Origin of the sequence: Candidatus Kuenenia sp. (genome assembly GCF_027493735.1) — a bacterium.
GTDB classification, from domain to species: Bacteria; Planctomycetota; Brocadiia; order Brocadiales; family Brocadiaceae; genus Kuenenia; species Kuenenia stuttgartiensis_A.
Genome location: NZ_JAOSKF010000004.1, coordinates 1 through 23,915 on the forward strand (window position 1 = coordinate 1; position 23,915 = coordinate 23,915).

18 protein-coding genes are annotated in these 23,915 nt (G+C 40.8%); 11 read left to right on the plus strand and 7 right to left on the minus strand.

The features are described 5' to 3' along the window. Positions 1 to 37: 37 nt before the first annotated feature. The 6 genes from gatA (at position 38) to M5U24_RS03315 (ending at position 6,494) form a co-directional block, all read left to right on the plus strand. Complete coding sequence (gatA, locus tag M5U24_RS03290) at positions 38 to 1,498, plus strand: Asp-tRNA(Asn)/Glu-tRNA(Gln) amidotransferase subunit GatA (protein ID WP_099324325.1); 1,461 nt, start codon at positions 38 to 40, stop codon at positions 1,496 to 1,498. 30 nt (positions 1,499 to 1,528) lie between these two features. Further along, positions 1,529 to 2,971, plus strand: a complete 1,443-nt coding sequence (gene gatB / locus M5U24_RS03295; RefSeq protein ID WP_099324324.1) for an Asp-tRNA(Asn)/Glu-tRNA(Gln) amidotransferase subunit GatB — start codon at positions 1,529 to 1,531, stop codon at positions 2,969 to 2,971. Between the two features lie 240 nt (positions 2,972 to 3,211). Further along, a complete protein-coding gene (locus tag M5U24_RS03300; protein WP_099324323.1) occupies positions 3,212 to 3,478 on the plus strand; it encodes a hypothetical protein in 267 nt (88 codons plus the stop codon). A 380-nt stretch (positions 3,479 to 3,858) separates the two neighbouring features. Continuing rightward, a complete protein-coding gene (locus M5U24_RS03305; RefSeq protein WP_099324322.1) occupies positions 3,859 to 4,632 on the plus strand; it encodes a hypothetical protein in 774 nt (257 codons plus the stop codon). Between the two features lie 142 nt (positions 4,633 to 4,774). Beyond that, positions 4,775 to 5,824, plus strand: coding sequence for an S-methyl-5-thioribose-1-phosphate isomerase (gene mtnA, locus M5U24_RS03310; protein WP_099324321.1), 1,050 nt, complete (start codon positions 4,775 to 4,777; stop codon positions 5,822 to 5,824). 388 nt (positions 5,825 to 6,212) lie between these two features. Further along, positions 6,213 to 6,494: a hypothetical protein gene (locus M5U24_RS03315; RefSeq protein WP_099324320.1), complete on the plus strand. Its 282-nt coding sequence runs from the start codon at positions 6,213 to 6,215 to the stop codon at positions 6,492 to 6,494. A 312-nt stretch (positions 6,495 to 6,806) separates the two neighbouring features. Here the strand turns inward: M5U24_RS03315 and M5U24_RS03320 are convergent, their stop codons facing one another. The 3 genes from M5U24_RS03320 to M5U24_RS03330 all read right to left on the minus strand — a co-directional run bounded on the left by M5U24_RS03320 (position 6,807) and on the right by M5U24_RS03330 (position 10,817). Next, a complete protein-coding gene (locus tag M5U24_RS03320) occupies positions 6,807 to 7,931 on the minus strand; it encodes a hypothetical protein (RefSeq protein ID WP_099324319.1) in 1,125 nt (374 codons plus the stop codon). A gap of 354 nt (positions 7,932 to 8,285) precedes the next feature. Then, on the minus strand, positions 8,286 to 10,094 hold the full coding sequence (locus tag M5U24_RS03325; protein WP_099324318.1) for a glutamate mutase L: 1,809 nt from the start codon (positions 10,092 to 10,094) through the stop codon (positions 8,286 to 8,288). A 333-nt stretch (positions 10,095 to 10,427) separates the two neighbouring features. After that, positions 10,428 to 10,817: a hypothetical protein gene (locus M5U24_RS03330; RefSeq protein WP_099324317.1), complete on the minus strand. Its 390-nt coding sequence runs from the start codon at positions 10,815 to 10,817 to the stop codon at positions 10,428 to 10,430. Positions 10,818 to 11,059: 242 nt separating this feature from the next. On the opposite strand from M5U24_RS03330, the gene thrC reads away from it, so the two are divergent. The 4 genes from thrC (at position 11,060) to M5U24_RS03350 (ending at position 16,063) form a co-directional block, all read left to right on the plus strand. After that, complete coding sequence (thrC, locus tag M5U24_RS03335) at positions 11,060 to 12,397, plus strand: threonine synthase (RefSeq protein WP_099324316.1); 1,338 nt, start codon at positions 11,060 to 11,062, stop codon at positions 12,395 to 12,397. Between the two features lie 113 nt (positions 12,398 to 12,510). Continuing rightward, the gene (locus tag M5U24_RS03340; protein ID WP_099324315.1) at positions 12,511 to 13,560 is read left to right on the plus strand and encodes a hemolysin family protein; all 1,050 of its coding nucleotides are present in this window, start codon (positions 12,511 to 12,513) and stop codon (positions 13,558 to 13,560) included. Between the two features lie 185 nt (positions 13,561 to 13,745). Next, positions 13,746 to 14,510: an MBL fold metallo-hydrolase gene (locus tag M5U24_RS03345; RefSeq protein ID WP_197705346.1), complete on the plus strand. Its 765-nt coding sequence runs from the start codon at positions 13,746 to 13,748 to the stop codon at positions 14,508 to 14,510. Positions 14,511 to 15,811: 1,301 nt separating this feature from the next. After that, entirely contained in the window at positions 15,812 to 16,063 is a 252-nt protein-coding gene (locus M5U24_RS03350; protein ID WP_099324314.1) for an antitoxin family protein, read from the plus strand. Positions 16,064 to 16,851: 788 nt separating this feature from the next. Here the strand turns inward: M5U24_RS03350 and M5U24_RS03355 are convergent. The 4 genes from M5U24_RS03355 to M5U24_RS03370 all read right to left on the minus strand — a co-directional run bounded on the left by M5U24_RS03355 (position 16,852) and on the right by M5U24_RS03370 (position 21,838). Further along, the gene (locus M5U24_RS03355; RefSeq protein WP_205713364.1) at positions 16,852 to 18,534 is read right to left on the minus strand and encodes an IS1634 family transposase; all 1,683 of its coding nucleotides are present in this window, start codon (positions 18,532 to 18,534) and stop codon (positions 16,852 to 16,854) included. Positions 18,535 to 19,062: 528 nt separating this feature from the next. Next, positions 19,063 to 19,389, minus strand: coding sequence for a lipid-A-disaccharide synthase N-terminal domain-containing protein (locus M5U24_RS03360; RefSeq protein ID WP_099324312.1), 327 nt, complete (start codon positions 19,387 to 19,389; stop codon positions 19,063 to 19,065). Next, positions 19,386 to 20,090, minus strand: a complete 705-nt coding sequence (locus tag M5U24_RS03365; protein ID WP_099324311.1) for a glycosyltransferase family 2 protein — start codon at positions 20,088 to 20,090, stop codon at positions 19,386 to 19,388. The genes M5U24_RS03360 and M5U24_RS03365 overlap by 4 nt, the downstream gene beginning before the upstream one ends. Further along, positions 20,087 to 21,838, minus strand: coding sequence for a glycosyltransferase family 39 protein (locus M5U24_RS03370; RefSeq protein ID WP_099324310.1), 1,752 nt, complete (start codon positions 21,836 to 21,838; stop codon positions 20,087 to 20,089). The genes M5U24_RS03365 and M5U24_RS03370 overlap by 4 nt, the downstream gene beginning before the upstream one ends. An 812-nt stretch (positions 21,839 to 22,650) precedes the next feature. On the opposite strand from M5U24_RS03370, the gene M5U24_RS03375 reads away from it, so the two are divergent. After that, complete coding sequence (locus M5U24_RS03375) at positions 22,651 to 23,826, plus strand: FprA family A-type flavoprotein (protein WP_099324309.1); 1,176 nt, start codon at positions 22,651 to 22,653, stop codon at positions 23,824 to 23,826. The last annotated feature ends 89 nt before the right edge of the window (positions 23,827 to 23,915 follow it).

The following is a 23,915-nucleotide window of genomic DNA, read 5'->3' on the forward strand; positions in this document are numbered from 1 at the left end:
GTACTGGAATAAATAATTTGTTATAAGAGAAGCGTTTTTGAAATTTTTAAGTTTTACCGCACTTCAAATAAAACGGAAAATATTATCAGAAGAAATTCGGGCAACGGACATAGTTAATATGTTGTTTGAACGGATTTTTAAGATCGATTCAAATATACAGTCATTTCTTACATTAGATGAAGAAAACGCATTTAAAAAGGCTAAGGAAATTGACAAGAAGGTTGCAAACCATGAGAGTGTAGGTTTGCTCGCGGGTATCCCCATTGCCGTTAAAGATAATATTTGTACAAAAGATTTAACTACTACGTGTGCCTCTAAGATTCTCAAAACTTTTATCCCACCGTACGATGCCTTTGTTGTTAAACGGTTAAAAGAAGAAGATTCCATTATAATTGGCAAAACCAATTTGGATGAATTCGCAATGGGTTCTTCAACCGAAAACTCCAGCTATAAAATTACTCGCAATCCTTATAATCAAAATTTTGTGCCAGGCGGATCAAGCGGTGGTTCCTCAGCAGCAGTGTCCGCAGATCTTGCATTTATGGCATTGGGTTCTGAAACTGGTGGTTCAATAAGACAGCCTGCGGCTTTGTGTGGAGTTGTTGGATTAAAACCAACTTACGGAAGGGTATCTCGATTTGGTTTAGTTGCATTTAGTTCTTCTCTTGATCAAATTGGCCCTATCACTAAGGATGTAAGTGATGCTGCATTGCTTTTGAGTGTAATTGCAGGTAAAGATAAGAATGATACTACGTGTGCTGATATAAATGTCCCTGATTATCTAAATGGAATTGGTGGTGGTGTAAAAGGCATTAAAATTGGCATTCCGCGTGAATATTTTGCAGAGGGTTTGGATGCTGATGTTCGTACGGCAGTAGATAACTCTTTAAAAATTTACGAAAGACTTGGGGCTAAGCTTGTAGAGGTATCTTTGCCCCATACTGAATATGCAGTTGCTGTTTATTATATAGTGGCAAATGCAGAGGCAAGCTCTAACTTATCGCGATTTGACGGTGTAAGGTATGGTTTTCGTGCAAACAATATAAAAGGCATTGATGAAATGTATTGCCGGTCCCGTTCGGAAGGATTTGGTAATGAAGTGAAACGGCGTGTTATGCTCGGCAACTATGCATTAAGTTCAGGTTATTATGAGGCTTATTATTTAAAAGCTTCAAAAGTGAGGAATTTAATAAAAAAAGATTTTGACACGGTCTTTGAAAAAGTTGATTGCATTGTTTGCCCCACCTCCCCTGTTCCTGCATTTAAGATCGCAGAACGTATTGACAATCCCTTAGAGATGTATCTTTCTGACATTTATACCATTCCCGCAAACTTGTCCGGCATTCCAAGCATTTCGATTCCTTGTGGATTTTCTAAAGAAGGTTTGCCGATTGGTTTGCAGATACTCACCAATTACTTCGAAGAAGCTAAAATGTTACAAATTGCATATTCTTTTGAAAGAGATACTGACTTTCATTTGATTGAACCCAAATTGTAATTTTACTGTATTAAAGGCAAAAATATTCAAATGGCTTACGAGGTTGTTATAGGACTAGAGACCCATGCTGAATTGTCTACAGTCACAAAATTGTTTTGTGGTTGTAATGCAAAGTTTGGCGCTGAGCCCAATACACAAATATGTCCAATTTGTTTAGGAATGCCTGGTGTTTTGCCGGTCGTAAACAAAAAAGCCTTTGAGTATGCATTAAAGGCTGCTATAGCACTGAATTGCACTATTAACCGATACACGAATTTTGATAGAAAGAGTTATTATTATCCGGACTTACCCAAAAACTATCAGATTTCACAAAATTATTATAATTTAGGTGTTGATGGATTTATCGTTATTGAAGTGAACAATGCCATTCAGAAAATCAGGGTACATAATGTTCATCTGGAAGAAGAAGCCGGTAAGCTTATACACCCTGAAGAAGCAGGTGCAGATTATAGCCTTATCGATTTTAACAGAGCTGGAGTTCCTTTGTTGGAAATTGTTTCATACCCGGACATGAGAAATATAGTTGAAGTAGAAAGCTATATGCAGACATTAAGAAAAATAATTTTTTATACAGGCATATCTGATTGTAAGATGCAGGAGGGATCACTTAGATTTGAGGCAAGCATTTCATTGAGAAAAAATGGTGAAAAAAAATTGGGTAATAGGGTGGAAATTAAAAACCTAAACTCAATGAAATCTGTATTAAAGGCGATTGAATATGAAACATCAAGGCAGCGCGAATTACTGAATCGTGGTGAAATGATAGAGCGGGAAACGCGATTATGGGACGAAATACGCGGGAGAAGCGTAAGAATGCGTTCAAAAGAAGAAGCGCAGGATTACCGCTATTTTCCCGAGCCGGATTTATTACCGTTTGTGATAGATGAAAAATGGATATGTTCGATAAAAGATACTATTCCGGAACTTCCTCTTGAAAGAAAACAGAGGTTTGTAGCGTCTTTTCAATTATCCAATTACGACGCTGATTTGTTGACTGAGGATAAAATGCTTTCAGATTTTTTCGAGGAATGTGTGAAGGTTGTAAATCTCCCTAAAGCATTATGTAATTGGATAATAAATGATTTGTTAAGGGAAGTAAAAGAGAAACGGTTGGATATTGCTTCGCTGAAAATGAAACCGGAGCAATTAGCATCTCTCGTGGGAATGATTGATGATGGCACAATAAGCAATACAATTGCCAAAGAAGTGTTTTCTGAAATGATTGACACGGGAAAAGAACCAAAAACAATTATCGAAGAAAAAAAACTGGCGCAAATTAGTGATGAGTGGCAGATAATTGAAATAGTAGATAAGGTTATTGTTTCTCATCCAAATGCGATAGAAGATTATAAAAAGGGTAAAAAGAATGCTATTGCCTTTATCATTGGACAAGTTATGAAAGAATCAAAGGGAATGGCAAACCCAAAAATAGTGAATGAAATCTTGAAGAATAAATTGAAAGGTTTGGACTAAACGACGCTGTCATTAACCTCAAATTTTGTCCGTTTTTAAAAACATTCATCATGTTACATCCGTGGAACCATAAGAAACTATGAAGCGCTACAATTATTTGAAGAAGTATTAATTAATTTTGAATTTTTGAGCCACTAAATTTGCAAAATAATAAATAGGCATAATTTTTATGTATGATTTGGCAAACCGATATAATATCGTAAAGATAAAAAGATTAAATCATAAAATAAGAGATTGTTAATGAAAATAGGTGAATTTTTAGTTAAGAATAATTATATTTCACAAGAAACATTAAATGAAGTGCTCAGTTTACAAAAGCATGATAACAATTTGCGTATAGGTGAATTACTGGTAAAAATGGAGGCTATTACAAAAAAGGATTTACTTCAGTATATTAATGAATATATAAAAGTTGCGACAAATATAGACATGGGAGAAGCAAAAGATTGGTTGAGCCAGGATCAGGTAGATAATATGTTTTCGAAATATTTTAATTCTCATAACTAATTCTTTCTTATCTATCTGTTTGGCTCCTTTCGATATCCTTTCTATATTTTTCCTCGCTACCGCTAAATATTTCTAGCACCTCTTTTCATTCCGCGTGTTGTTTGCTTATAGACGCATTGGTCCGAGATTTACTTCCATATTGACTCTGTTGATTAACTATCATTTCGACAACATGCCTGATTTGTAGTACTTTGCAATATAACTTTGATGTTGCCGTGGGTTTCCATATCCCACCTTAGATTGTTGATGTAGAGACGCATTGCATGTGTCTCTCTGTTGTTTCATTCAACATTTTCATTATGTGCAGCAGTTTCCGGACGCATGCAATGCGTCTCTACAAAAAAATTGAAATTCCTAAACGTTAAATTAGCGCAAGAACAATGATTGTAATATTTTTCGCTCTAAGCCGGGAAATTGTTTCTATAAAATCAAAAGTAAATATTTTGGGGAAAATACGTTTCGGACATATTACATTTTACCATGCCGAGCTGTATGGTTTTCCGGTAGCACTTATTCAGACGGGAATAGGGCAAAACGTTTCCTCTGTTCTCCAGCACTTATCTCAACAATTCAGAATACAGTTAGTAATTTCTTCTGGTTTTGCGGGGGCGCTGCGGCCGGAAATTGATGTGGGCGATTTGGTCATAGGGGAAAAAGTATTGTATGTAACAGATGAAACATTGGGAAAGAAAGCGCATAGCAGCCCGGTTATTTCCTGTGAATCTTCCATTTTGGATGTGGCGAGGGAATTGTCCGGCAGCCCTCGTTTTAAAGTACATTATGGAATAATTGCGACAACAAATAAAATAATCCACTTATCTTCATACAAAAAATTACTTGGAAATACTACTTATGCAATTGCCGTTGACATGGAATCTTTTCTGATTGCGGAACAGTCGCATAATCTAGGGATCCCATTTATTGTCGTGCGGGCAATTTCCGATAGGGCAGATGAAGATGTGGCTGTCTGTGAAAACCTTGTTAATGAAAAAGGGAACATAAATGTGCCTGCCGTATCATTGTACCTATTTAAGAAACCGTACAGCATTTTTACCTTAAAAAATCTCCGTAAACAGGCAAAGTTCGCATCACGCTCATTATCGGAGTTCCTGCCGGATTTTATTACACAAATATATAACACTCTGTTAAAATGATGGCGGCTGTTACCCCGGACGAAAAGCATTGTAGCACCTCACCCCCTTTAATTTTAGTTTGCGAAATGCAGAAATTCAAAATCCCAAATAGCATAACAATTAAGTTTATAGATGGTATGTATTATTACATAAGGAGATGGAAATGCCGTTACCAACCATAGAGTGGGAAGGGAATATAGAAGGCCGTGTTCGATTGATCGACCAGACCCTTTTGCCTGCTGAAATAAAGTATATATATTGTGAAGACTTAAAGAGTATTTGGCGCGCAATTAAAACACTCATGGTACGAGGAGCGCCGGCAATTGGCATCGCAGCGGTTACCGGCGTGTTATTAGGAATTAAAGATATTCGCACCGATGATACAGAGGCTTTTTTTAAAGAACTAAAGAATGTTACAAACTATCTTGGTTCCTCACGGCCTACGGCGGTAAATCTTTTCTGGGGGCTTTCCAGAATGGAACGTGTTGCATGGGAAAACCGTGATAAACCGGTCCATACAATCAAAGAAATCCTCTTGCGGGAAGCAATCAATGTTCAAAATGAAGACAAATCTATTTGCAGGCAAATAGGGGAAAACGGAGCGAAGTTTATTAAAGACGGTGATGGCGTTCTTACACATTGCAATGCGGGCGGACTTGCCACTGCGGATTACGGCACCGCGCTGGCAGTTATGTTTAAGGCAAAAGAAAACGGTAAAAAATTTAAGGTCTACGCCGACGAAACCCGTCCACTTTTGCAAGGCGCACGACTGACGACATGGGAACTCATGCATGCCGGCATAGACGTTACACTTATATGCGACAACATGGCGGCTCATGTAATGAAATTAGGCAAGATTCAGTGTGTTATTGTGGGCGCAGACAGGATTGCGGCAAATGGCGACGCCGCAAATAAGATTGGCACATATGGCGTATCAATCCTGGCAAAAGAACATGGCATTCCTTTCTATGTCGCAGCTCCGGTATCTACATTTGACCTGAATATCACATCTGGCGATGAAATTCCCATTGAAGAACGGTCATCAGAGGAAGTTACCTGCGGGTTTGGCAAAAGAACGGCACCGGAGGGAGTAAAGGTATTCAATCCCGCCTTTGATGTAACGCCGGCAAAAAATATTACTGCGATTATTACCGAGAAAGGCGTAATAGAAAAACCTTCCACGGAAAACGTGCAAAAAATTTTAGGTAAATAACATTTCATAGAGTGGTATAGCCGCCACCAAAAAGATTTTAACCACGAAGCACGAAATAAAAAATACGAAAGGTGCTCTTGTTTAAAATTTTAAATTATCTGTAACTATTGAGGGTAAACGATACATGGCTCGTTCCCAAACCTTGTACTGAACATAGTGAAGTATCTGTTTGGGAACGCAATTGCGCTCTGATCTCCGGTAGTTTAATAAATTACGCTGAATAGTCACAATCATTTTGTCATTAGAATTTGTTTCGTATTTCGCGTTGCGTATTTCGTATTTCACCATTAAATATTTTGCCAAAAGATGCGAAAAAATTACTGATAAGGTACTAAATATACTAGCCGCAAACCCTCCGTTTTAATATTTCATTAAAGGAATACTATGCATGAAACTACGAAATTATCTCTTACAGACAATACCAATCCTTGCTATTTTATTCGTTCTTCCAGGCTGCGGTGACGAAAGGGTATATATAAAATTTAAAACCTCAGAGCAATTTTTTATTGATGACTCGAAAACGGATGCGGATAAACTCAACCGTGAGCTTGAATATGACATAAGGCAGGCAGAAAAAAAACGGAAAGAAAAACAACAGAAAGAAGAAGCGGCTAAAGCCGAAGCCGAAGCCGAAGCCGAAGCAGAAGCAGAAAGATTACCTGCCGAATAAGGCTGGTTAATGGATGCTGGCATTAAGGCTTTGCATCAATGCAAACTTGAACCTCCATTTTATATTGTTCTTGCCTGCCGGTAGGGGGGGATTTCGCCATTAAACACCTGGTGTCGTCTTTGGCCGCAACCAAATTCGAAAATCCGAAGCGAATTCTAATATCAAGTGAAAAAAATTAAAAACGAGGTTTGGAATATTTGAATTTGTAGTTTTGAGTTTTGAGATTTTTTCGAATTTCGAATTTAGCGGTTTTTAATGAACAAAAACTTACAAAACGAGGATGGAGGAAATAAGTTGTACGTAAAGGCGTAATTAAGTTTCAATCATTTCCACATTTGTCCGGGGAACAACCGCAGATGTGCCATCTGCAAATGCTACTTCAAGCACGCGTACGGTGGCTTCTGTTTCGATGAGTTGTGGGGAAAAGGGCAGTGCCTTGATGTTTCCGATCCTGCCAAAATAGGGCGCACGAATGACCCTCACCGGATCTCCGATTTCCATACCTCTGTCTGCCATACCAGTATCTTTCTCTCCGGTTGTCTGAGTTGCAAGCGGTATTATAATTTCAGGACGCACCACCCCTGCACGTATCTGAGTCGCCCCGTTTATTGAAATCTTGGCGCCTGCGCGGGATTTGAGCAATTCGAACGTCCTTTGTGCCATTTGTATGCGCCCAAACCCTTCCGTAATGATAAGCGTTATGTCAATTTCTTCCGAACCGGTAATCGCCACGCCTAAATCATATCCCAGGAGTTTCTTAAGGTCATCATCATTAAAACCACCGACAATTATACCTTTAACGCCGATCTTTTTTGCCTTTTCAATGGTATCATATTCAACAAAAGCGCCGCCAACAATAATTTTGTCTTTGTATTCAGAATGAATTTTATCTGCGGTAATTATATCGTCAGGGCCGTCAACGGCGATTGCAAGTTCGCCAACCGTTTCCCCGCCAACGCCAAAAATCCCCTGTATGAAGGTGCCAACCGTTTCTACCACCACCCCCTCTTTTTCCATTACTTCTGTAACGATACCATCAACGTGGGAATATACCTCGATCGGCCTTGGAGGTTCGCGCAGAAGAATTTGTCCCGTTATCGTAGAGATTGTTTCAATAGTACCGGTAATGGGCGATAGCAAAACAGATTTCATCATCTTCAGCCATGGCCTTGTCTCCGCAATGGGTTCGTTTTTCTGTACGGAATCACCCTCTTTTTTCAACATGTAATCCTTAAGGTCTTTTGGTTGAATTCCCAGCCGGTTAACCGCATTAGTGACGTGCACTTTGCCGGGTAAATGGGTGACAGCTACAACATCCTCAGCCTTCAACGTAGCGCCTTTTTTAACAAGAACGTCACCCAGCAGGGGCAAGGATCTTCGGCTTGCGATTTTTGTTTTTTCAGATATGCGTAAACCAGGTGTATATGCGTGTGTCATGTTTTACAAAATCCTGTTTTTAATGTAGAGACGCATTGCATACGTCTGTAAACTGCTGTACGTAAAGAAAAATATTGACATAACAAAGAGACGCATGCAATGCGCCTTTAAAAAATATTGAAATTCCTAAGCTGGCATGGCCAGAACCAAACAAGCGCGAAAATAGTCCCCAATCTCCAGTCCTCGATCCTCAATCTGCAATTTGCCGATTGCTGATTGCTGATTGCTGATTGTAGATTGCCGACTACAGAAGTGGCCATTAAATATTTTCCAAAAAGCACGCACTGACGAATGGAAGTGTGCAAAGAAAGTAGTGATAAGTACTAAGCATAATTTAACGTCCTGGTAAAACTCCTATTGCGGATACGCATCAATGGCTTGCGTCCATTTCTTTAATTGCTCTACCCGCGAGGCTTTATCTTTCGCCAAAACAACAGGTCTTCCCCGGGTATCGATTACAACGCCGATAACCCCGCCATGTACATGTGCGGTGATAGCCTTTCCCCTTCCCTTGCCTACATCATAATTCTTCGACGGGGATATCTCCATTTCCGCAGTTTCATTAATATCAAGGGGTATCACGCGCAAATCTCCAAACGGCATTGATTCTTCCCTTGTTTTCCCACCGGGCAGGGTTATTTTATACGACAGACATGCCTCCCCTGCCTTGCCGGTGCGGCTTTTTGCAAGAGAAACGCAGGTTCCAAGATGAATCAGGCAATCTTTCATAAATACCTCCGTTGCCGCCTTTTCATTTATTGAGGAAAGGACTCCGAGATGCGGCATCATGAAAATACTGTCCACGGCAATCCTCGTTATCCCTTCCGGCTGAAAGGCGTCAATCATCATAAGCATTGATTGCACCCTTCGCGGCGCATGGGATAATACCCCTCCGCTGCCAACCAGAAGATCTAATTTTAGCATGTCAACAATCGTTTCTGCTGAAACATCCTGTTGTAACGCCTCGGAAATATCCCTCTCCCGCTGTACACCTCTTAACCCGACTGCCAATGATTTATGCTGATCAAAGGAAAGCCTGAGCGCTTCACGAGACAATGCCTGCTCTATTTTTAGTTCATCCAGAGTTTGCGGTATGGTCGTAGGGCGGATCATTTTATTCTTAATCCTGTTCCTTAAATCAGATTCCTCTATATCAAAAGGCATCCACCTCAAAATATTCGGAAGTCCCGCCTCTGCCAAAACATTTGACACGCTATAGCTCATTCCCAGATTTGCGCTAACCGTACGGTTGAAGACCTCTCCATAAACGGAAAAAACATCAGTTGTTGCACCACCAATATCAACCCCGACTACGTTAATATTGTCCCTCTTTGCTATCGTCTGCATAATGAGGCCGACTGCCGCCGGGGTAGGCATAATCGGGGCGCCTGTCCAGGTCATCAGTGTCTTGTAGCCTGGCGCTTGCGCCATGACATGTTCAAGAAAGAGTTTTTGAATCTCCTGGCGTGCAGGGAAAAGATTTTCCCGCTCCAGTGTGGGACGCAGGTTTTCAGTGATATGCAGCGAAGTTTTTTCCCCCAGTATTTCGGTGATTTTTTGACGAACGTCCTTGTTGCCTGCATACACAATGGGAAGTTGAAATGACATGCCGAGCCTTGGTCTTGGATTCGCTGCCGCGATATATTCTGCCAGTTCCACTACGTGGGTAACCGTCCCCCCGTCCGTACCTCCGGAAAGGAGTATCATATCGGGCCGCAGGTGTCTTATCCGGTCAATTTTTTCATGAGGGAGCCGTTTATCATTTGAGGCAATGACGTCCATGACGATTGCGCCTGCCCCCAATGCCGCTCTTTGGGCGCTTTCTGCTGTCATAGTCTTGACTGCCCCCGCAACCATCATTTGCAATCCCCCGCCTGCGCTGCTTGTGGAAACATAAATATCAACCCCCACATTGCCACTGGCAGGAGTTATAATTTTTTCTCCGTCTAAAATCTTCCTGCCTGAAAGCTCCTCCACCTCCGCAAATGCGTTGAGTACTCCACGGGTAACGTCTTCAAAAGGGGCTTCCACGGTTGTCGGTGATTCTCCCCTGAATGTTTGCCGGTAAACGCCGTCATTTTTCTCAATTAAAATAGCTTTTGTAGTGGTACTGCCACAATCTGTGGCAATGATAACATTCAAATCAGGATATTTTTGTTCCATAATCTATGTTCTATTTTAATGTGAATTATTGTAACATTTTAGTTTTTTGAAAAATTCCCGGGATTGAAAAAATACCATGTAGCCCCGTCAGGGGCGGTCTGTTTGTAGCGCAATAAAATTCAATAAGGTAAATAGCTCCGTAGGAGCGGCCTGTCCGTATTCAGGCAGACCTGTTTATATGGATTTACAAGAGACAGGTCGCCCCTAATTGCAGAGACAGGTTTCAAACCTGTCTCTACGATCTGTTATAATATCCTATTTTGCTGCAAACAGGCTGCTCCTACGGAGCTTATATGTAGTACACTTTTCAAAAAACTAAAGTGTTACGAATTATTACAATTTTTCTTCGTTTTTCTTTTTATCTTCTTGCTGATGTTGATGTGGCGCATTTTCTAATGCTTCAATTATCATCTTCATACCCTTTCTTCTTTCAAGAATGCCCTGAAGTATATCATATTCTTTGGGGGAAAAGAAAAAGGTTAAAAATGGCCTTAAGAATACCATTGCCTGACTTCCAATATAGTTAAGCGGCTGCATACACTCCAGAAACATTGTTGCCGGTATGGTAAGCCTTCTTTTGTGAATTATTGCCGCTAATCGGGCAGCGAGGGCATGTTCGTATTCTTTAAATACCTCGTATTCCTGCGCAGTGCCAACACTGAAGGCATGTTTCAGCCCACGTTTGAAAGTTTCTTTATCAAAATCTTTGAAGAATGGCAACATTATAAACACTTTCAAAATTTTTATGGTGGTCTGGCATTATACAATTTTGTCGATACAACGGCTTGTGAGAAGCTTATCAGAACAAGAGTGTTTTTGTCAAAACGAAAATAACCGTTCTGCGCGGGAAAGGCCTTTTTATTTTACTTGATAATCCAATGTATGTCTGCCTATAATGAGAAAAAATTTCACAGAAGTAATTGTAGAAAATATTTATTTTACGAGGGAAAAGGGAGAACGGCTTCATGCCATACAGAGCGTGGTTTCAATGCATTGCGGGCTGCGATGAAAAATACAAGCTAAACGAAATTATTTATCATTGCAAAAAATGCGGCAACCTTCTTGAGGTCGTGCATGACCTGGATCAATTGCGTAAGCACGACGCAAAATACTGGAAGGATTTGCTGGATGCACGCTATCTTCGCACGAAATGGCCATATGGCAGTTCTGTCTGGGGAAAGAAGGAATTTGTATGTCCGCAGGTGAAAAATGAAAATGTAGTCTCCTTGTATGAAGGCGGCAGTAACCTTTTCTGGGCTGAAAGGCTGGGAAAGGAACTCGGCATTGAAAATATCTGGATCAAGCAATGCGGAAATTCCCACACGGGATCTTTTAAAGATTTGGGAATGACCGTACTGGTTTCCATGGTAAAACAGATGATTTCAGAAGGGAAAAAAATTCCCGCGGTAGCCTGCGCCTCCACCGGGGATACATCTGCCGCCCTTGCCGCATATTGTGCAGCGGCCGGGATTCCTTCAATTGTATTTCTCCCAAAGGACAAGGTGTCCCTGGCACAGCTTATCCAGCCCATTGCAAACGGCGCCCTTACGCTCTCCATCGATACGGATTTTGACGGCTGCATGAAACTGGTCAGGGAGGTGTGTCTTAAAAACAATATCTATCTTGCCAATTCCATGAATTCTCTGCGCATCGAAGGACAGAAAACTATCAGCGTCGAAATTGTACAACAGTTTGACTGGGAAGTCCCCGATGTAATCGTCGTCCCCGGAGGGAATCTAGGTAACACTTCCGCCATAGGAAAGGGTTTTCTGATTATGGAAGCAATGGGTATTACAAACAAAAGGCCGCGCATTGTATGCGCTCAGGCAGCCAAGGCAAACCCTTTGTATCTTAGTTATTTGACAGGTTTTAAAGAATTTAAGCCAATAAAAGCACAAAAAACACTCGCCAGCGCCATTCAGATAGGGGATCCCGTAAGTTACCAAAAGGCGATCAATATATTGAAAAAGTTTGATGGGATTGTCGAACAGGCAACGGAAGACGAATTGGCAAATGCAGCGGCGCAAGCGGACAAAACGGGACTGTTTAGCTGTCCCCACACAGGCGTTGCGCTTGCCGTTCTGAAAAAATTGCTGGAAAAGAAAAAAATTAAAGCGCATGAAAAGGTCGTGGTTATTTCAACCGCACACGGGTTGAAGTTTACCGAGTTTAAGATAAATTATCACGAAAATAAACTGAAAGAAGTTACACCAAGGTTTGCAAATCTACCTGTATCAGTTCCGCCATCATACGAAGCAGTTAAAACCGCAATTTTAGAAAAATTTGAGGGTTTTTCTTTATAAATGAATTTCACTCTTTCCCGCCACATTACCATCGTACCGTTCGTGAACCACAAAACATACCAAAAGAGTTTTTTAGAAGCAAATACCATTTAACCCATACATGAAGATACGTTATGGATTGGATTATAATAGCAATAATGCTTTTGTTTAATAGTTTGTTTTCGTGTGTAGAAATGGCATTTGCATCCACCAACGTGCCGCTCATGCGCAGTATGGCGTCCAGGGGGAATAGCGCGGCAAAAATTTTCCTGCACTTAAAAAGCAGGCCGGAAAGGACATTCGCCGCTATTCAGGTAGGCATCACCCTTGTTGGCATACTATCTGCTGCTGTGGGTGGTGCGGAAGTCGAAAAAACGATACTCCCGTTTCTTCAAAAATTACTTAATGTTTCGGAAACAACCGCAAAAATTCTAGGCATTGCCCTCTTTGTTATTCCATTTACCTTTTTTTCCGTTGTTATTGGCGAATTGGTGCCAAAAGCAATTGCAATCCGTTACCCCGAAGAGGTGTCTTTAGTATCGGGACGTTTCCTGAGAATAATGATAAAGGTTGCCATGCCCGTTATTCATACCCTGGAAGAATCGACGATAAAACTCTTATCGCTGTTTGGTATTCGTACAACGGTTTCTGATAAAACCGTGACCCCCGAACTTTCCCTGGAATCATTGCCTCCGTTTCACAAAGACTACATTTTAAACCTATTTGCCTTGAGATTTAAAAAGGTTTCTGAAATAATGCTTCCATTTTCCAAAGCAGTAACCATACCCGTATCAATGAACAAAGAAGACATACTGAAGGTGGTAATTGCCTGCGGCCATACAAGGATTCCTGTTATTTCGGAAGAAGGAGAGTTAAAGGTTTTTGGCATTTTGCACACGAAAGAGTTCATTGCAATGATGGATACAAAAAGCCCTTTTTCATTGTCAAACCTGGTCCGTGAGCCTTATTTTGTAGAGGTAAATGACCCCATTTTGAAGATATTAAAAAATCTTCAGACATATCACCTCCAAATGGCAATAGTTTGTAAAAATTTAAAACCCGTTGGAATCGTAACCATGGAGGATATTCTGGAAGAGATTTTGGGTGAAATTTATGATGAAGACGATGACGGGATAGTAAAAAAAATATGGAGTCAACGTGTTGGCATGCGAAGGCACAAATAACGTAACAATTTAGTACCTTATTAGTAATTTCATTGCATTTTTGACAAAATATTAATTGTTGCTTCTGTGGTCGGCAATCGGCAGTCCTCAACCTGCGATTTTCCGACTGTAGACTACCGACTGCTGCAGCATAATAGAAAATTTCAAGTCCCTTAAATGTATTCATATCCTTTGAAAGGGTACAAATGATGGAAGTAATATTCCTGGGCACGGGAACATCGCACGGCGTACCGATGATTGCATGCAACTGCAAGGTGTGTACCTCCGATAATCCAAAGAATAAAAGGATGCGCACGTCAGTTCTTGTTTGTGAAAATGGCTGCGACATCCTTATCGACGCCACGCCGGAAATGAGGCTTCAATGTATAAAGAACAACGTTACCAGGCTGGATGCCGTCCTCATAACCCATATCCATGCAGACCATATTTTCGGGCTGGACGATCTCCGGCGGTTCAATATTGTACAGCGTAAAGACATCCCTATTTATGGCACACCAGATACCCTTGAGGGCATAAAAAGAATTTTCGCCTATGCGTTTGATATCCGGGCAAAAAACGATGGCTATGTACCCCGCTTTTCTCTTAACGCCATTGATGGCAATGTAAAAATAGGCGGTTTTTCCATTGTGCCGATTGACGCTATTCATGGGAATGGCCTCGTTACGGGCTATCGGTTCGAAAGATTCGCTTATATAACGGATGTGAGTGAAATACCCGATCACTCATTGGCAAAATTAATGAATCTCGACGTCCTTGTCCTGGGCGCACTCCGCTACACGCCTCACGCAAAGCATTTCAATATAGACCAGGCGCTGGATATTGTCTCTAAAGTCAGGCCCCAAAAGACCTATTTTACCCACATATGCCATGATATAGAGCATGAGTCAACAAATAGCAGGCTTCCTGAAAACGTGGAACTCGCTTATGATGGATTGCGTATAAAATTGTAATTACAATTCACGAGCTGCCTGTAATAATGCCCCCACCGTTTCCCCCTCCTGAACTTCAGACACTCATTTCCGCTCGATAAGGTGCGATAGTATGCCCCTTCAAATTCTATGCATCGCTTTGTCGTGTCATGGCAAATAAAGTAGCAAAATGCATTTTATTGTCTATAAATTAAGCATTAATCAAGGGGGGTACCTTATTTACTTCCCAGCCTAACTCCAAGTGGATTAAGGTTTGCAAACCATGAGTTTGTGTGGATAATGGAGCCATGTATTGCAATAAAATTCCAGTGCCCAAATCACAAAATTTGCAACATTTTAGTCTTTTGAAAAATTTCCGTGATAGAAAAAATACCATGCAGCCCTGTTAGGGGCGGTCTGTTTGTAGTAGCGCAATAAAATTCAATAGGGTAAATAGCTCCGTAGGAGCGGCCTGTCCGTATTCAGGTAGGCCTGTTTATATGGATTTACAAGAGACAGGTCGCTCCTAATTGTAGAGACAGGTTTCAAACCTGTCTCTAAGATCTGTTATAATATCCTATTTTGCGACAAACAGGCTGCTCCTACGGAGCTTATAGGTAGTACATTTTCCAAAAGACTAAAGTGTTACTTTGCTTTGGTCCAGGCTTTGTTGTGAGATCAACCGAACGGTTATAAACCTGCGAATGTAGTTTCCAGTGCCACTGCTGCCACTGCGTTACCAAACAGTCATCATGTTTCATTTGCAACACCCGGAAACGATGAAAATGGTTTTATAACCATATCGTGTTGTAGTATATGTACTCAAGCTGTTTTTTGTAGTCTTACTTTCGAGTCGGAAGCATCTGGCATTTCTGTTTCCGTACCGGTTCAAATGTATAGGGCCATCCAAAAGGTATCAGCTTGTCATTGCGAGGGTCTCTCCGCTTGTCATTGCGAGGGTTTTTTCCGAAGCAATCAGTATACTACGAGATATTTCGTGGCGTAAGAAACGCCATATCGCGGGAGAGGCAAATTAAGGGTGGCTCAAGGGCCAAAAAAATAGAATTAATTAATGAAATGAATGCAGGATGGAAGGATCTCTATGACGGTTTATGAGATTACTTCGGAAAAGACCCTCGCAATGACAGCTGACGCCCTCGCAATGACAAGCATGTGGTTTTGGTATGATGGATAGAGCATCGGATTTCTAATCCGCTTCCACTTGTAATGACAAAATAAGTTATCAGTCATCATGTTTCATTTGCAACACCCAAAAACGATGAAAATGGTTTAATAGCCATATTATATTGCGGTACCAGATTTATTATAAGGGGTAATAAAAAATGTCTAAAACCATCAATGCCATATTTGAAGATGGCGTATTTAAACCCTTAGAACCTGTTTCACTCAATGAGCATGAGCGGGTTAAACTTGATATTAATCTGGATGAACGTTTGTGTAATCAACTGAAAACACTAACTGAAACTATTTATAAAAGAACGGATAAACATTCATCGGAAGAAATAGAAATTGCTATTACAGAAGCTCATAGAGAAGTTGGGAAAATAAATGACTCAAAAAATAGTCCTCATTGATACCAATGTATGGGTTTCTGCTTTTATTAACAGAAAAGGCTATCCTGCCAAAATTATGGAAAAATTCCTCTGCCTGGAATTTGACATGGTCATATCAACACTATCTCCTCAAAGAATTGTAAGACGTTCTCAGACGTTCCAGGATAAAAAATCTCTCCAAAATAACCGATGACGAAATCGATATGTTTATTGAAATACTGGCAGGCGCAGGTCTCAGGGTATATTTGACAGATGATACAAATCTCTGCAGGGACAAAAAAGGACAATATGGTTCCGGAGGCTGCCATAACGAATAAAAGGCAGAATCGATTATCTTGTCACTCGCGACGATGATGTCAAAATAGATTTAGACTTAATAGACGAGATGAAAAAACATGGAATCATAATACTAACGGTCTCTAAATTTCTTAAAATAATTTCTCAATAGCATATTACAATATTATTTAAACAAATTCATTATCGTTTGCGGTGAAATATTGGCCTGGTCGTTTAATGACTTTAGAGCATTCAACGCTCCTATATTTGTATTAATTCTTGTCATTTAAACTTTACCTTTAAATTATTCAGTAATCATCCTGCTAAAAATTTCCACCATTATTCGAATCAATATTCATGCCAAATACGCCACAAAATATTCTTTATATTTCAAAGAAGTGTTAACCTTATATATATTATGAGGTTATAACTGGAATGATAATTGAAATGGCGGGGCATGGCAGGGAATTTATTGGTCTTTAACGGATGTTCACCCCAAGTCAAAAAACAAAAGTGCCGTAAAAGCCTTATATTTATTGACTTTTACGCCGAACAGCAAGCTTTTTTCTAGTGACTACCCGTATGTTCCGGCTTGGCAATACTTCTGGCAACTTTATCTGTAATGCCTCTAATAATTCATGTGATTGTTGCCGCGGACGCGGGATCTTCTGGCAACTAGCTTTTTGGCCTTTGATTGTTACTTCCATCGAACAAATGGTCGTCAATTGTGCGAGACCTTCCTCTACCGTCAAGTCAAAATTCTTCCACGCTCTGCGCAGCCTTCGAATTATCATGTACGCAAGCATTACCACAAACACATGTCCCCGTGTACTATCCTCCTTTCTTACATACACCGGACGAACCTCCAAATTCACCGTCTTACAGTCCCGAAACGCCTTCTCCACTTCCGTTAAATCCTTGTATCGTTCATGTACCAGATTGGTATCCGCCTCGTTCTCCTCAAGATCAGTCTTGATTGCGTAACAACCATCAAGGTATGATGCCTCCTTTAATGCTTCCTCATCTCTCTCTATCTTTAGCGTCCTATCCTCTTCTTTTATCTGCACCCACCCATCAAGTTTCAATCTCGTTAGCCTTTCCCTTGTTGTTTCCAGTGCCTTCGATACTGACGACTTAGGATGTTCCTTCAGATAACTGTTCTTCTTCACGATGTATTTCTCTATACTCTGTAATTTTGATACACGGGTCTTTGACATCTCTTCCGCCCTTACCGGATTGCGCCTCAGAATATATCGAACCTCATCATCCTTTATCTCGCAGAGCTTTTCTTCGAACAATCCTAATTGCAGTATCCCTTTATTTATCAACGACTCTATCTGCGGCTTGGTTATCGCCGTTATGTAATGAAACCCTTCCGGTAAACTTTCGATTTGCACCGTCTTGATCATCCCACGATCTCCTACAATCGTTACATCTTTGCATCCAAACCGCTCTAATACCTTCTTTACCTGAGATTCAAAGGTCTTCGGATCCTGGGTGTTGCCCCTAAATACTTCTGTTGATACCGGCTCCCCGGATTCATCACAAAGCATACCGATCACTATCTGTTTTTTCCTCTTTTTGCCGTCACGATTATACCCGTACTCACCAAAATGATTCGACTTCCCCTCTAAATAACTGCTCGTCACGTCATACAAAAACAACTTCGGCTTATTGCCTCCTCGTCTTAACTCAAACAGCTTTCGCTCTATCTTTGCCTGATTCTCTGACAACCATGACAAATTATCGTACAGATTGTTCTCGTCAAACCCACGCTTCATATCCAGGACGTCACCCGCAGCATGTATCTGCGCCAGCCTTACTGCAGACAGTCTTGACCCCTGGCCTATTACCCTTGCCATTACTTGCCAAAGCGCCAGCTTTCCTTCAAAGTCCTTTCCCAATGCCTCTTCTATCCCTAATTCCTTTGCCACTTGGTACACGCTCCACGCTGCTCCCACAGACAAACCCTCATGGAGTTTCACCGATTCTGACAATGCGCCCAATGCACAGAGATCGTCTTTATGTGCGAGTGCAAGTCTTATCGCTTCAATCTCCAGGGGAGTGCAATTCGACAGATTCGCAATGGTGCGTTTCTTGACCTTCCCATCCTCACGGTACGATTCCCGCAGAAGGGTAGATCGATAGATTTTTTTACCGGATTTTGACTTGTTCTCTACAATATGCATGTCCACCATTGTACAGATAACAACCATTATCCGTCAAGTATATTGTCGTATAATAACAATATATTAGTGACTACATATTTATTAAAAATACAGCCTTAACAAACTATGTATTAAGCACTTATGCGTTTTGGCAGGGGTGAACATCCGCTTTAAGTAAAAGAAATTTTCCTGTTGTGGGGAAATGTTTTCCCTGATTTTCTAAAGTGACCAAATCGTAAAAGTTTGTAACTCTTTGTAGCGCCTTAGTTTTTTGAAAAATCCGGGTGGACATAAAAAACAATGTGGCCCCGTTAGGGGTATGCTGTTTGTGGTACAATAAAATTCGATATCAAAAATGAAGATATAATATTTGGTGTGTTACGCTGAATAGATACTATTTATAGTCAAACAAAATTTATGCCGCTCATTTTTTGGCAAAATATTTAAGTGACACTTCTTCAGTCGGCAAATTGCAAATTGCCGACTGAGGACTGAGGATTGAGGATTGAGGATTGGGGACTGATGCATCTCTACATTTGTAAATGTTACCTGCATTTTGGTTGTGGCTTTGCTGCGTTAAGGATTTGCCGGATGTTTCTCACGCTGGTCTCCAGCCGCTATTTTCACTATTTTTCTCTTTTTGTAAATCAGCATGATGTTGCGTATGTAAATAATAAGCCCGGTGGATTGTCCCAGAATAAATACGGGGTCATGACGGTAGATAGCGTACATGAGCAACATAGCGCTTCCGCCCATACTCAGATACCAGAATATCTCGGGAATAATGCTCTCGCCGCGCTTTTCAGAAATAATCCACTGGACAAAGAACCTCGATCCAAAAAGAAGCTGGCCGGTAAAACCTATGACAACCCATGTATTTATGTGAGTTGTAAGGAGCGTCATTCTTCCACCTCATAATGAAGCGTCCGCTTTTTCATCCATCGTATAACTAACAGGTCAATAAATGCCCGAAAGGCCCTGTTTGATATCCCATATTTCGATTTCCCGAATTTCCTTGGGTAGTGTTTTACCACTACTTCTATGACGGTGAATCCTTCCATCTTAAACAGGGTAGGCAGAAACCGATGCATGCCGTTAAACAATTTGATGCGATTCAGACATTCCTTCCTGTATGCTTTAAGGGAACATCCTGTATCTTTAATATCTTCCCATGAAAGTTTGTTTCTGATGAAATTTGCCACCGTTGAGGAAATCCGCTTTATCCATGGATCATTTCTCTTTTGCCGCCACCCGCATACCATATCATATGTGTTTAACTTTTCAAGCAATGCAGGAATGTCCGCCGGATCATTTTGCAGGTCGGCATCCATTGAAACGACATATTCTCCCGCAGCAGATTTAAAGCCGGCATCCATGGCCGCCGTTTGGCCCGCATTTCTCCTGAAATGAATGGTGCGGAAGTTTGTATGTACCGCACACCATTCTTTTAGTTTTTTTGCACTACCGTCAGTGCTGCCATCGTTCACAAAGATCACCTCGTAGTTTTGTCCCTGCATGGCAAGGAGGATGGCATGTCCAAGAGGTTCAATATTATCCGCCTCGTTGTATAATGGAATAACAATGGAGATATCAGGTTTTTTCATCTATGATTCCCTTCTTCTTCGATGTCTTGCCATGCCGGGTGTGCTGCCGGGTTTGTCTGGCGCTCTCTTCTGAAAATAAGCGTTACCTTACGCTTTTTTGTACAAATATCCACGGTGTGTAACGTAGTATCCGCCAAATTGTTTTTTATGTCAAGAAAAGTATTTTTTTCAATAATGCAGACCGGCTGCAGGTGTTCTGACGTGTTTAAAAAGGTCTTTAACTCATCAGTATTTTTGATTAGGGAGATATTGGCGTTCAAACTTAGGTTTATAATAGTCCATAACGATTCACCTAATTTATACCCGCGTATATCACAGCCATTCAGGTCTCCCAGTTCTTTTTTTATTACATCGGTCAGTTTTGTACCAAAAGTTACTTCCTTCGAATGAACCGTAAGGCAATGAATGTATATTCCCCATCCTATGATTGCTGCAAACATACACATCGTAAAACTTGCATTGGCGAATCCGGTTTTTCGGCGGAGGGAGAGAAATACCCCTGATAAGACAAGGAGTGTGATAAGGGATGTGAATATTCCAATCCAGGAATACGTAACGAGATAGACAGGTACAGCAACAAGGAGAATTATTCCTGCTCCGGCCATTACAAAAATAATCCACCGCACCGATACCTGTAGCCACAAAAAGTTCATAACCGGCCTTTTCAATGTATTAGCAATGAGGCTTGCTATTATGATCGATAACGCAGGGTAGAGGGGGAGCATATATCTTGTATGCTTTGCCTTCGCTGTGCAGAGAAATACAAAAATGAGTATCGTCCAGCAGAAAGAAAAGGTAATGAAATCGTCTCCTTCCCGCCATTTTTTATAGGCAAAGATCACGGCAAACGGAATAAATAATGACCATGGCAGGAAATCCGTCCAAAGAGTAACTAAATAATAATAAAATGGTTCTCCGTGGTTTATAGGGCTATTTACCCGGGTTAAGAATTCCCTTTTTATTGTGGCGATAAATGGTTCAAATCCTACTTTTAGTATAAATGCAAAATATAATCCGGTCATTGTCAGAAGGAGGATTATACCCCATCGCCATTTCATTCCTTTCATAGCCCGTAAATTTCTTTGAAGGATGAGGAATACCGCAATAGTACCGAAGATAAAAATAATAGCCAGCGGACCTTTTGTTAAGATTGCAAGGAAGGTAAAAAAATGTAAGCCAATATAAAAAACCGGCTTTTGTTTGTATCCAAGATAGAAAGAATATAGGGCAAGCATGATAAAAGTAGTGAAGAGCATGTCGGGTAAGGAAGTTCGTCCATACCAGAAATATCTCTGGGTAGTGGCAAGGATTACACCAGCGATGAAAGCAGTGCGTTTGCTGGAAAATTTTCCGATAAAACAGAATGTTGCAAGAATGCTTGCAATGCCTGCAATAGCACTGGGCAAGCGGGCAGTAAGGGGAGTAACGTGGTGTCCGATAGAAGAAAAAAGAGCAATCAGCCACATGAACATGTGTGGCTTATTCATATAAATTTCGTCATGCTTGTAAAGTATAAGCCAGTTTCCACTTTGTAGCATCTCCAGTGCGATTTCCGCAAACCTACGGGTGTCCCTGACCTCAAAACTTCTACCGCCTAGTTCAAAGAAGAAAAGGAAAATAGTTATACCGGTAAGTATGCTAAACAGGTCGTGTTTTTTAATGAAGGCTCGCAACTGGATTATTCCCATGGGCGGTAGAGCAGAGATGCTGAAAGGGTTCTTTTTTTCTTCATAAATTGCCGGTCTCATCGGCGTTGCTTATCTTTCCCATTTCATAAGAAAGGGATATGTGGTTAACATTGCTTTCGTTGAGCAGGGAGGGCTACGTCTCAGTTTATTTGGTACAAAATATCACATTATTTGAATCTGGAATTTTTTGTTTGTTGTAAACATTACCCCGCCTTTAAAAGGGGGCATTTAATGTGAGAATATCAAATTCATCTATTGTGGGTCTTAGCACAGGGCATGTCAAGATAAATTATATGGCGTCCTACCGGCGCCGAAATTCCGGCAGACGGCGCTCCTGCCCTGCATGGCCAGGAACCCCCGGCTTTTAAGTAACTGTTTAAAATAGATAGCAATAGGAATGCCATGTGCTTTTAGAAATGCAAGAGGAAGATTATATATGCTTTATGTGTTTAATTATGTGTTGTTACAACTTAAAAAACCTTTTGCGCATATATCGCAAGGCTGGGTCCCTGGATACAAAACCGCGTAATATTTACATAGATATTGGTAATTTTTACAAAAATACCGGAGTGTCTGCCCCGGCTTTCGTAATTCGCCCCTACTTTTTAAAAACTAAATTACTGCTAAATTTCTAAACCTGGATTTGTTTGACTATCACAATCAATTTGTAATGTTAACAAGTTAGAACTATGGTTTGAGAATTTTGTATGCCAATATTTATGACAATTATTCATTGACTAATGCTATACTATATCGTACTCCGCATACATTTCAAACCGGCGGAATTGTTACTATGATTGCAACACACATACCCGACCGGAGCCGGGATTTACATTATTCGTTATACCTTTAACCGTTTAGGAGGAATTCGCATGAAACCGATACCACTAAAAGAAGGAATTTATTGGGTTGGAGAAGTTGACTGGGATTTAAGAAATTTCCATGGTTATTCAACCAACCGGGGGTCTACATACAATTCCTATTTGGTAATTGATGAAAAAATAACATTAATTGATGGCGTCAGGCCGTATCTCTTCGACAAAATGATGCAGCGCCTTTCCTCTCTTATTGATCCCGCAAGTATTCAGTATGTTATTGCAAACCACGTCGAAATGGACCATTCCGGCAGTTTACCGCTTATTATGGATATTGCAAAAAATGCCACTATTGTAACCTCCCTTAACGGACAGAAAGGGCTGCTGGCGCATTATAAGGGGAACGACTGGAATATGAAGGTGGTGCAAACGGATGAGGAAGTCAATATTGGCAAAAGGACCTTCAGGTTTTTTCTGACCCCAATGGTTCATTGGCCGGATAACATGGCAAGTTATCTGGTTGAGGATAAAATCCTTTTCTCGAATGACGCCTTTGGACAGCATATCGCTTCTCATGAAAGATTTGATGATGAACTTTACCTTGGAGCCGTTATTGAAGAGGCGAAAAAATACTATGCGAATATCGTCCTGCCCTATTCCATGCTAGTGAAAAAAACCATTGAAAAACTTTCTCATATCCCGATTGACATGATTGCTCCAGGTCATGGAATTGTATGGCGCTCACATATAAAAAATATTATAGATGAGTACAATAAATGGGCGGCCAACCAGACAAAGAATAAATGCCTTATTATTTATGATACCATGTGGAAATCCACGGAAAAAATTGCACATGCTTTACAAAACGCCTTCAATCACGGCGGTATTAGTACAAAGATGATTAATCTCCGTTATAATCACCTGTCGGATGTTGTTACGGACGTATTAGACGCAAGATTTATTTGTGTGGGATCTCCTACATTAAACAGTAATTTGCTTCCTACCGTGTCGGCATTTCTCACTTATTTAAAAGGGCTTTCGCCGAAAGACAGGATTGGCCTGGCATTTGGTTCTTATGGATGGGGAGGGCAGTCTGTTAGCCACGTGGAAGACGCACTTAAGGAGTGTGGTTTTGATTTGCTGGAAAGCATAAAAATCCAATACATTCCCGACGAAACGCAACTTCAGGAAATCTATGAAAAAACAAAACAGGAAATTGCAAAGAGAGGATAAATCAGGCCGGGTTTTAAAAGACAAATGCCCCAACGACTTTTTACCCATCCCCGCATGGTAAACCCAGACAGGGTTCCGAACCCTGTCTG